Source organism: Holdemania filiformis DSM 12042 (assembly GCF_000157995.1).
Taxonomy (GTDB): Bacteria; Bacillota_I; Bacilli_A; order Erysipelotrichales; family Erysipelotrichaceae; genus Holdemania; species Holdemania filiformis.
Genome location: NZ_GG657553.1, coordinates 433613 through 444758 on the forward strand (window position 1 = coordinate 433613; position 11146 = coordinate 444758).

The 11146-nt window shown below is 47.8% G+C and carries 9 protein-coding genes and 1 pseudogene; 5 read left to right on the forward strand and 5 right to left on the reverse strand.

Annotation, left to right across the window (positions count from 1 at the left end; translation table 11 throughout):
- Positions 1-49: 49 nt before the first annotated feature.
- Complete coding sequence (locus HOLDEFILI_RS04430) at positions 50-1432, reverse strand: M24 family metallopeptidase (protein WP_039863878.1); 1383 nt, start codon at positions 1430-1432, stop codon at positions 50-52.
- 448 nt (positions 1433-1880) lie between these two features.
- Here HOLDEFILI_RS04430 and HOLDEFILI_RS04435 point away from each other — a divergent pair, with 448 nt between their 5' ends.
- The 5 genes from HOLDEFILI_RS04435 (at position 1881) to HOLDEFILI_RS04455 (ending at position 7048) form a co-directional block, all read left to right on the forward strand.
- Positions 1881-3800: a sensor domain-containing diguanylate cyclase gene (locus HOLDEFILI_RS04435; RefSeq protein WP_006058266.1), complete on the forward strand. Its 1920-nt coding sequence runs from the start codon at positions 1881-1883 to the stop codon at positions 3798-3800.
- A gap of 199 nt (positions 3801-3999) precedes the next feature.
- Entirely contained in the window at positions 4000-4914 is a 915-nt protein-coding gene (locus HOLDEFILI_RS04440; protein WP_039863879.1) for an AEC family transporter, read from the forward strand.
- Positions 4915-4986: 72 nt separating this feature from the next.
- Positions 4987-5586, forward strand: coding sequence for an aminoglycoside phosphotransferase family protein (locus HOLDEFILI_RS20185; protein WP_006058269.1), 600 nt, complete (start codon positions 4987-4989; stop codon positions 5584-5586).
- Positions 5587-5621: 35 nt separating this feature from the next.
- Complete coding sequence (locus tag HOLDEFILI_RS04450) at positions 5622-6458, forward strand: GNAT family N-acetyltransferase (RefSeq protein ID WP_279625252.1); 837 nt, start codon at positions 5622-5624, stop codon at positions 6456-6458.
- A gap of 62 nt (positions 6459-6520) precedes the next feature.
- The gene (locus HOLDEFILI_RS04455; protein ID WP_006058271.1) at positions 6521-7048 is read left to right on the forward strand and encodes a class I SAM-dependent methyltransferase; all 528 of its coding nucleotides are present in this window, start codon (positions 6521-6523) and stop codon (positions 7046-7048) included.
- Positions 7049-7231: 183 nt separating this feature from the next.
- Here the strand turns inward: HOLDEFILI_RS04455 and HOLDEFILI_RS04460 are convergent, their stop codons facing one another.
- From HOLDEFILI_RS04460 to HOLDEFILI_RS20190, 4 genes and pseudogenes are all read right to left on the reverse strand, one after another.
- Complete coding sequence (locus HOLDEFILI_RS04460) at positions 7232-8710, reverse strand: sulfatase family protein (protein ID WP_039863880.1); 1479 nt, start codon at positions 8708-8710, stop codon at positions 7232-7234.
- 59 nt (positions 8711-8769) lie between these two features.
- Positions 8770-9984: a hypothetical protein gene (locus HOLDEFILI_RS04465; RefSeq protein WP_039863881.1), complete on the reverse strand. Its 1215-nt coding sequence runs from the start codon at positions 9982-9984 to the stop codon at positions 8770-8772.
- A 231-nt stretch (positions 9985-10215) separates the two neighbouring features.
- Positions 10216-10950, reverse strand: coding sequence for a tyrosine-protein phosphatase (locus HOLDEFILI_RS04470; RefSeq protein ID WP_050766918.1), 735 nt, complete (start codon positions 10948-10950; stop codon positions 10216-10218).
- 10 nt (positions 10951-10960) lie between these two features.
- A pseudogene (locus tag HOLDEFILI_RS20190) lies at positions 10961-11146 on the reverse strand (PhnE/PtxC family ABC transporter permease); the annotation flags it as partial.

An 11146-nucleotide genomic window follows, 5' to 3' on the forward strand; every position in this document is an offset into this window, starting at 1 on the left:
GTCAGAAATTGACCCTCAGCTCTTTTCAAAGATGGAAAGACCGGAAAGCTCAGCGCTTTATTTTCAGAACCTTTTCCCGGTTGAGCATCAGCGGCCGGTAGTACGCTACGGTATCGCACATCGGCAGCACGTCTTCATGCAGAACGATGCCCAGCTCCTGCTGAATATAAGCCCGGCGCTGCCGGATTGTTTCCCATAAAACCGGATCTTCTTTCTCGATCTGACAACGCAAAGCCTCGTCCGCCAACGCCACAGTGCTTTCCGCTCCGGTTCCGCCATAGCCGGGCAGCGACGGGATGATGTCGATCTGGAAAAGCATCCCGCTGGCTAACGGAATCGTGGACCCCGGGGTGATCGGCGAACAGAGCCATTCCTCATCCGCGCTCAAATGTCCCGGATTCAGCGACCAGTGATACTGCGACTTGGGCAATACCCTTTCGATATGCTCGTACAGCTCCCCTCCGCCTAGACCGACATGAATAGTTTCCAGCCATTCCGCAACGGCGGCATAATACGGCATGGCCAGCTTTTCCAGATAATCCTGCGCACCTTCCGGCAGCTGCGACGGATCACTGACGGCATAGCCGGCCCGGCTGGTCAGTCCGCCCTTGTATCCGGTCGTTAACGACAGCTTATCGCCAAGTTGGATCGCTTTGCCGCGGGGATACAGGTTTGCTTTTTCAAAGCGGTCGCCGGTAGAAAAGATCGTTACGACGCTCGGGCGCTGCCCTTCGGCGTTCATCAATGAACCGATTTCCAGCTCGGTCTTTCCCGGGGCTAATGCTTCCATCGCCCTCAGCACGCAGTCGGAAGCCAGTGAAGCACCGTATTCATAATGAATCAATTCGTTGGCGTTGTTGGTGATCCGCGCGCCGTTACGCGGATCAATGAACAGCCCCGTGGCGTTGATCAGCCGTCCGCCGGCCTGGCGCAAAGCCTCGACGATGAACGAAGGCACATCGAACAGCGTGCTGTTTTCCTCCGTCTGGCTGGTGAACAGCTTCCAGCCGGCCACGCCGATCTTCATGCCGGACTCAATCCCGGCCTGCGTGAAAAAATCGCACAGGCGGCCGTCATCCGTCATCGGCTGATTCGGCAGCGAGAAAAACGGAACGTGCAGCATCGTCGCCGGAATCCGCGAAGTATGGACCATTTTCGTGTTTTCATTGCCCAGCAGCAAGACCGCCCGGCCCGTTTTGAACAGCAGCAGCACCGACTCCTCAAAGCGGGTCAAAAAGCCGGTTAAATATTCAAAATTGGATCCATGTTCCAGATCGCAGTAAACTGCCAGGCAGTCGAGCTGATGCTCTGCCATCCGGGTCAGAATTTTATCCCGCCGTTCCTTCATCGTCTGATCGCTTAAAAAGACCGGCTGGCGTTGTGAATGAAACCGCGGGACAGGCGCGCTGTCCCAGATTACTTTTCGTGTCATGCTTTCTCCTCCTCGAGTTGGAATGTCCGGCTTGCGGATCGCTGATTCGCTCCCCGCACCGGCTTTGATATTTCGATTATAACCGTTTGTCATTGAACGCGCGGGACAAGATTCGCCCCAGAAATAAAAGTTCATTGCCCTGGGCTCCTGGCAGCGCTGAAACACGTTCCTGTTTTTCTGTCGTCCCGTGCTTAAAGCGGGCAGCCAATCGTCCGTTTTTTCCTTTTTCCAGCTTTTAGTCCCTGACTGTAAGTTTGGTCGGCAACGAAGCAATGTTGGAAAAAGATTTGTATTCCCAAAATGACATCCATACAATAAAAATAGAATATAATCCTCCGGCTGTGCCAAAGACGCTCGTATTTGACAGCCGAACGTTTTTACAGGCTTACAAAACAGAAGAAAGCCGAGGGGAGATTGACTTTCTCACTGAATAAGGAGGGGGATTTCAATGAAGAAAAATATCCTGATCCGCACAAATTTTCTGGTCTGCCTGATCATTATCATCGGCTTTTTAATGACCGCGTTTTTAAGTTATCAGATGAATTACACAGCCTCGCTGGACAATATCGAACAAGTTTCCAGCCTGACTTCCGAAGGGATTTATTATCAGCTCACCACGCTGTTTACCAAACCGGTCAATATCTCGCTGACCATGGCCAACGACAGTCTGCTTCGCTCAACGCTGGCGCAGGAACTCGAAAATCTTGAAAATCCGGATTATATTGACACGCTGCGCGAATATCTGAACAGCTATCGCTTAAAATACAACTATGACTCGGTCTTTCTTGTTTCGACGGCGACGCATCGCTATTACAATTTTGAAGGACTGGACCGGACACTGGAACCCGGGAATCCGGAAAATGACTGGTATTATGATTCGTTAAGTTTATCGCAGGATTACTGGATCAATGTGGATAACGACGAAGTTGCCGGCGCGGATAACAAGATTACGGTCTTTATTAACTGCAATATTTACGAGGATAACGGCGCGCTGCTGGGCACCGTCGGCGTCGGCTTACAGATCGACTCGCTGCAGGCACTGATTCAGGAATATGAAAATCAATATCATGTCGAAGCCTACCTCGTCGATCAAGCCGGCCTGATCGAAATCGCTTCGCACTATACCGGCTATGAAAAGGTCAATTTCTTTTCTCTTTTCGACTATCCGGAAGAAATCCGGCAATCGTTGTTAATCTGGAACAAAGGGGAAGCCGCCGACAGCTTCTGGACGACGCAGGGAGATAAAAGTTCCAGCGAAGATTATCTGATCACCCGGTACATTCCGGAGCTGAACTGGCATCTAGTCGTCCGGCAGGATACCGGCAAGCTGATGACAGAACTGCAGCAGGAAATGCTGCGTTCCGCAATCATCATCCTGTTGATCATTCTCTTCATCCTGATTGTCATCACTCGCGTCATCCGCACTTTTAACCGTCAGATCATCGCGCTGACGCAATCTGTGGAGCAGGAAAAACGATCCATTTTCAAGAAAGCGACCGAGGAATTATTCGACGATATTTACGAGCTGGATATCACGCGCAACCGGCCGGCTAACGAAGCGACGGTTCAATATTTCATGAGTCTGGGTGCGCAAGCGAATACGCCGTATGACGAAGCGCTGAAAATTGTTGCGGAAAAACAGATCAAAGAGGAATTCCGGCAGGGTTATATCGACACGTTTAAACCTGAAAATGTAATCAGCGCTTATGAAGCGGGGCAGGACACGTTAAAATATGAATTCATGATGTCGACTGGCGGCGCTTATTTCTGGATGCGGATTACAGCCCGGATTCTCCGCCAGAAAAGCGACGGTTCGCTGCACATGCTGACCTACCGGCAGAATATTGATGCGGAAAAGCGGCAGGAAAACCGGCTTCAGGAATTGGCCCAGCTGGATGAAATGACCGGCTTACTGACGAAAACCGCGACTCGCCGGCACATTGAACATCTACTGAAAGAAAAGCCAGACCAGCTGTACGCTTTCTTCATTCTGGATATCGACACGTTCAAACAAGCAAACGATCTCTACGGTCATGCCTTTGGGGATTCGGTCATTGAGCAATTTGCGGCGGTGCTGCGCACGCAGTTCCGGGAACAGGATATGATCGGACGGATCGGCGGCGATGAATTTGCGGTCTTCATCCCGGTCCCGGATCTTGCCTGGGTCAAAACCAGAGCCCAGCAGTTGTTAAAAGCTTTGCATTACACGCACACGGCAATGGGAAACAGCTGGGGCGTCAGCGCCAGTATCGGCATCGCGTTGACCTCCCGTGAGGCACAGGACTTTGAAACGCTGTACCGGAAAGCGGACGATGCTTTGTATATGTCGAAGAAAAACGGCCGGAACAATTACACATTAAAACCGTAACTTTTCTGTTATTCAAAAGAGAAGCGGTCTGGGAATTCCATCACGGAATTCCTTTTTCTTTAAATGGAAAAAGAAATATCCGCAGCAGGATGCCGCTAACATCCCCTTCCGTACCTTTTGGCTTTCTTACTTTCCTTTTCCTATGGAAATCCGTTATAATGTCCCTAAGCAAAAAGTAAGCCCAGGGGGAGAAGCAATCATGGAATCCGCAATCACAATTTTTAATCAGATCCTTAAAATGTTTCTGATGATGAGCGTCGGTTATCTGCTTTACCGGAAACAGACGATTAACGACGATACAACCGCCCGGCTGTCCAACATCCTGTTGATGGTCGCCACGCCCTGTACCATCATAACGTCCTTTAACCAGACGTATACGCCAGAAAAGTTCAAAGGTCTGATCCTCGCCTTTCTGTTAAGTCTGGCGGTTTACGCCGCCAACATTCTCATCGCCCGGCTGATTTACAAACCGGATCAGCGTGTGGAAAAATTCGGGATGGTATTTTCCAACGCCGGTTTTCTGGGAATTCCGTTAGTCACCGGATTACTCGGAATCGAAGCGGTATTCTATCTGTCCCCGTTTATCGTCTGCTTTTATTTGTACGCCTGGACGTATGGTGTCATTCTGATGTCCGGGGATAAAAACAGTGTGACGCTCAAAAAAATCATCACCAATCCGTGTATCTGGGCGATGATCATCGGCGTCATTATTTTCCTGCTTCCCGTGAAGCCGGCACAGCCGGTCATGGAAGCTGTGAATTCGTTAGGTTCTATGAACACGCCGTTAGCGATGCTGGTGCTGGGCGCGTATCTGGCAAAAAGTCCGCTCATCCACATGTTTAAAAATAAAACCGCCTATCACGTCAGCGTCGTTCGTTTAGTTCTGGTTCCCGCGGCTTTGTTAGCGGCTTTCAGCCTCATTCCGGACTCCTTCGCCACCATCCGCACGGTGATTCTCGTTTCCGCCGCCGCTCCTTCCGCGGTGCTGGCGCCAGTCTTTGCCCAGATGTTTGACCGGGATATCACCTTAGGCGCAGAGATTGTCAGCCTTTCGACAATTCTCTGTCTGTTTACCTTACCGCTGGTCCTGTTGATCGCGGAAATGATCTGGTAAATATCTTTCGTTCTCAAGCGATAAAAATCACAGCGATTTTCAATTTATAAGGAGGTCTATCATGGATAATTTATGAAAATAACAACAACCGTAGTAAAAAAAATGATCGAAACACAGTTCCCAGAATGGAGCCAGCTTACAGTAATCCCCGCAGCTCAGAGTGGTCACGATAACCGCACATTTCATTTAGGGGATAAAATGATGGTTCGTTTGCCAAGTGGACCTGACTATGTTCCGCAAATCGAAAAAGAAGCGAAATGGCTTCCCTTTTTAGCGAAGCATTTATCTTTGCCCATTTCTAAACCGATTGCGATTGGAAAGCCGTCGGAAGATTATCCATTTGTCTGGTCCGTCAACCACTATTTAGAAGGCGAACCTGTCAGCACAGCGGCCATCTCCAATCAAAGCTGTTTCGCAAAAGAGTTATCGTCATTTTTAAGCGAGCTTCAAAGGATTGATACGACCGGCGCTCCGGTAGCCGGGAAGCACAATTTCTTCAGAGGGGCGAGCCTTGAAGTTTATAGTTTCCAGGTTGAAGAAGCGCTGAAAACGCATAAAAACAAGCTGCCGGCAGAAAAATTCCGCATTCTATGGGAACAAGCGGTTTCATCAAAGTGGGAACAGCCGCCAGTGTGGATTCACGGTGACGTAGCTCGGGCAATCTGCTTGTAAAAAACAATCACCTTTGCGGAGTGATCGACTTCGGCATGACGGGGATCGGCGATCCCGCCTGTGATTACGCGATAGCCTGGACTTTCTTTAATGAGAAAGACAGAAAATTCTTTTTGCGGAATTTAGATCAAGGGACGATTGACCGCGCACGCGGCTGGGCGCTGTGGAAAGCGCTGATCACCTATACCGATGCCGACAACATCATTGCCGAGAACGCAAAGCATACGCTCGATGAAATCATCAGCGAATTTGATAAAAATGATCAAGGAGAAAACAGGATGAATACCCCAACGCTTAAAACTGAACGTCTGATTCTAAGAAAGTTCACAGAAAATGATTTAGAAGCTCTGTTCCTTATTCTTAAAGATGAGGAAGTCAATCAATTTCTTCCCTGGTATCCAGCGAAAAATCTTGAGGAAACTCAGCGGTTCTACGAAGAACAATATGCTTCAAAATATGCGCAGCCGCAAGCGTATGCGTACGCTATTTGTCTGAAAGAAGACGACTATCCTATCGGTTATATAAAAGTAGACATGGAAGAACATCACGATTTCGGCTATGGACTCCGCAAAGAATTTTGGCACAGAGGGATTGTTTCCGAAGCTGGAAAGGCCGTTGTAGATCAGGTAAGAAAAGACGGACTTCCCTACATTACCGCAACCCACGATAAGAACAATCCGAGAAGCGCTCATGTTATGCGAGCCTGCGGTATGAAATACTGCTATACTTATGAGGAACAATGGCAGCCCAAAAACTTCCCTGTATTCTTCAGAATGTATCAGCTTAATTTTGACGGAAATGATGATCGTGTCTATATGAAATATTGGAATCAGTATGAGAATCATTTCATTGAAACCGTGTCTGCGGATTAATAAAACTTCAAATTCAGCGAACCCCGCCGAACACGTAAATTTTTAAAAGTGAGGTAAAAAGAATGAGGGCAATTCAGGCCGCCGTACTCAATGAAATCAGGAATTCACAGACACTTCCGCAAACCATTTTAGACGTCGGCTTCGGGGACGGGGTCTTCTCTCACGCGGTTTCTGCCGCATTTCCCAATAGCGATGTCACGGCGATCGACACTATAATTCCTCCCACGCTTTCCGCCGGCGGTATAACGTGGATTAAAGGAAGTGTCGAACAACTGCCCTTTGTTTCAGAATCGTTTGATCTCGTGATCGTGGTGTTGTCGATGCATCACTGGAAAAACAAAGAGAAAGGTATTCGTGAGATTACCCGCGTTCTTAAGAAAGGGGGCAGACTTATCGTCGGCGATCCGTTGCTTGAAGATTGGATGGGCAATCGTATTCTTGGCGGATTCATGCAAGCCTTGGATGGCGGCGTCTTTACAGATGAGAAAAGAATCCGTGAAGCTTGGACTCAGGCAGGACTTAAGAATATTGAGATTCGCCTTGTTCCCCATACAATGAAGACGCTCTACCTGATAACGGCTATAAAGTAACGGTATTGTTCAAGCAAAGGGCTTAGCCTGATAATCAGCCCGGCACAATCCTCGTTGACTTATGAAATTAAACCGACTGTCAATTTATTTCTTGATCTTAATCCTGAAGGATCCACAGCGGGAATCAATTTTATCTTTTTTCTAGATTCTAAAAAATCTGGCGCACAGTCCAGATTTTTTAGTTCATTCCGTTTGTGAAAGTCCCATCCGAATCCACTGTTCCGGTGGGGCTTCCACCTCGATCATTTTTCGTTTTAATAATTCGATCATCCGCTCCCGTTCCTGTGGTCTATCCATAATCAAGTTTCGTTTCTGTTGAGGGTCCTCACTCAAATGAAACAGAAAGTCGCCGTACAACGCGGAATTCTGATCTGTTTGGCAGGGAATCCGCAGGACCGGTAGGTGATGTGAAAATTGATTCAGCCGCACAAGTTCCGCGCCGTTCAATTCCTCGGGAGAAAAGAATTCCCGCATATGCGTCGGCATTAAGGTATACTCCGCCAAAGGCTGGTTATCCGCCGACCGGTTTGCCCGCATATAGACCCATTCGCCGTCCGTGACATTCAAATGACCGCCGAAGATTCCAAACAATACCGCGTCATGGATTTTTTCATCCCGGCTTATCACCGGCAGCAGGGAATGTCCCTCCATTCCGGCCATGGGGGGAACCGCGAAATAATCCAGCAGCGTCGCGGGAATATCCAGAGTCTGCGCCAGCGCCGACCGGTGTTGATTTTCAGGCTGTCCGGGCATATGAATGAAGCAAGGCAGATGCACGATTTCATTATACAACGGCGGTTTGTTCTTCCCTAACCAGTCATGCTCACCGAGTAGGAAGCCATGATCCGTATTCACGATCAGTAACGTATCCTTCCACATTTCATGGTCATCCATAAAATCCAAAATTTTGCCAAGATAGGCATCGCACATACTGATCAGCGCGGCATATTCCTTGCGCAGATCCCCCAGTTCATCCAGACTCAGCTTTCCTGTAAGCCTGCCATAGACCGGCCAGTTCAGCCGCGGCGGCTGCGTTAAACCGTATAAATCACGATATCGCTGCGGAACCACAAATGGCTCATGCGGATCAAAGCATTCCACCTGAACGAACCAGTTTTCCCGGTTTCCATGAGATTGAAGAAATTCCAGACCGGCGTTCATCGTCTTTACAGAAGAATAGTCTTCTTCCCGACGCTGTTTCTGCCGATTCGCGTAATGTTGAACAAAAGAAACGCCAGCTTTCGTTAACGGATGTTGCCGAGGCAGCTCCAGGTCGATATCCCGCGGCTGCCAGCGATCGCCTTCCTGACCGCGAAAGCCTTCCCAGCTGTTATACCGGTTATGGTATGTGGCTCCGCCGTCTTCAAAATAATGCGAATGATCCGTGATCAGATGAGTATAGATTCCCTTGTTTTTCAGCACATCCACAACGGAGATATCAAAGGGTTCCAGCGGTCCCCAGCTGCGGTGAAGAAAATTCAGCTTTCCGGTATGCAGCTCACGCCGGGCCGGCATGCACGGCATGCTTCCTCCATAAAAATGATCGAAAGTGACGCAGTGTTCTTCCAACCGCTGAAAATTAGGCGCGATCACCCAGTTGTTGCCATAGTTCGGCAGATAGTTGCGGGTCAGGGTGTCAAACATGATCATGATTGCGCGCATAGTTCACCTCCGGAGATATTCTTTTTCTATCCCATAACCTCTTTCTTAGTAATCCTTTATTAACTTTCTTTCATTCTTGACGCCAAATGATCGTAAAGGCGGGACGGATAAATCACGTTTTCCAATCCTGTCACCCGGTATTCCTTGTCCGGTCTTAATGTGATCGTCGAATCGGCGACAATCTCGACAAATTCATCCAGCGTTAAGCTCGGATCCATCTGCAGAGCCAGTGCGTAAAAACCAGCCAGAGTGGATATCGTACCATAGTTTACATCGAAACTGCCCGGATAGTAAAAATAGGTTTCCTCTCCCGGAAAAGCCAGGACCCGGTTAGCGTAAGGAAGATACAGCACATGATCTGGAGTTTCTCCGGCCTTGTCAAAATAGTAGGAATTCACATCATCCAGCGGGGCATACGGAATTTTCGCCACGGTTGTGAAGTAATGACCGTTAAAATAAGGCATTTTAGTCATCACTTCGATCCCCGCTTGTTTTAATTCCTCGACTTTCGTCCGATACATATCATAGGCACGGTCCTGAGAGTTTATATCAGAAAGAATGAGAATCATCCGAATCGGATCTTTTTTCAAGGTCTTGTTATATTCCAACAAGGAATCCATATTCTCAAGGATGGAGGAAAGGTCTTGCTTCCCCTTTTCATCATATCCTGAATTGACGATATAAGCGATTGAAGCCTCCGGAGCATACCCCAGCGACTTCCCCGCCAGATTGGACAACATCGCGCTGCTTCCAAGCGTACTGAACAAATTCTGAGATAAAGGATCTTCACTCCCATAAAAGAGTTTCAAATTATCTTTGTATTCAGGATGATCAACGTAAAGCTGTGGTCCGATGATCGCGATCCCCACGCCCTTTCCGGTGATTCCGTTTTCATGGAAAAGCGCTGCGCCTAATGGTTTGCCCCAGGCTTGTTCCCAAAAGTGTTCAATATCCAGGTTCGGTAACGTAGCCGGCCATTTTGTGCTTGCGGTAAACATCGTTTCATTCGCAAGTTCGGATAACGTCAGCGAAGATAAATCCAATGTTGAAAGATCTTTCGCAATAAAATTATAAAAATAAAAATTTTGGGATGTCTTTATCTGATAATCGGATAGACTTGGGTTTGACAGACGCTTATCCGGCCTGAATTCCAGAAATTCTTCCATTTTCTTTCCCGCGGAGGTCCCGTGAATTCCTGGTTTCAGCCCGCCTTCGCTAAAACAGCCGCTTAGGCACAACATCCATAACAAACCCAGAATCAACACTTTTTTCATTTTCGATCCCTCCTTATTTCTCTCTGCCTTAATCATACGCCTAAAACACGGAAAGGATAAGGAAGGATTCTAAATTGAACCAGAATCCGTTCTTCTTCGATTGCCTTTGCGAATTCACAAACAAAAAAATCTGAACGAAAACGGCCTGCGCTCAGATTTCTTATTTTACCTGTCGAATCTACATACACAAAATGCTAAAAATATTCCCTGCGTGAAGTTTAGAAAACAGATTTAACCCACTTTTACTAACCGATCTTTAAGTAAGTCGATCTGTTCCCGAGATAATCCGCATTCCTGCAAATAGTCCTCAATATTCGCATAACGATTTAAATAAGCCAGCGCTTCCTGGATATATTCCGGACGGGATTCCATCATTCCTGAATCGATTCCCCGGGGTAATTTGGCAAACATCGGACTGTTCGCAAGATATTGATAGCTGGACATGTAATGGACCACGATATCCACATCGTCAACACCTGCGATTTTCAACAGCAGCGCTGTCAAAGTTCCTGTACGGTCCTTCCCTGCCGAGCAATGAAACAGAATACAGCCGGAAGGCGCTGTAATTATTTCTTTTAATAAGCCGAAGATCAATTCCTTATCCGCAAGCATCTCGACGTAGAAGTGTCCCAGATGCCGATTTAATCGCGCAAGCTCTTCCGGGCTATATTGAGAAACATCATTTTGCACGTTCCCTTTCATCATCGGATAATGGATCGTCTTCACGGAAGCGATCTTCAACAACGCATCCGGCGCCGCTTCCCGTTCATTCTGACTGCGCAGATCGATAACTGTATTGACTCCATACTGAAGCAGAACGTCAATATCATGGTCAGATAAGCGGGAAATATCATCCGCCCTTAAAAATCTGTGCCACTGCGTAACCTGATTATCCCGCGTGGACATTCCGCCTAATTCACGGACGTTATACGCCTTTTCCAGACGCAATCGTATTGTTGGCTGCATCATTTTCCTCCTACACCCTTTTCAGTCTTTTCTTAAGCATCTGGCTTCCACATTCAAACGTGAACATCACGAGAAAGATCACAACCAGAATTGTGGTCATAGCCGGATAGTCAAACTTCATCATCGCTTTATTCAATAAATAACCGACGCCGGAAACGCCGACCATCCCCAGAGAAATTCCGCTGGCCACATTGTT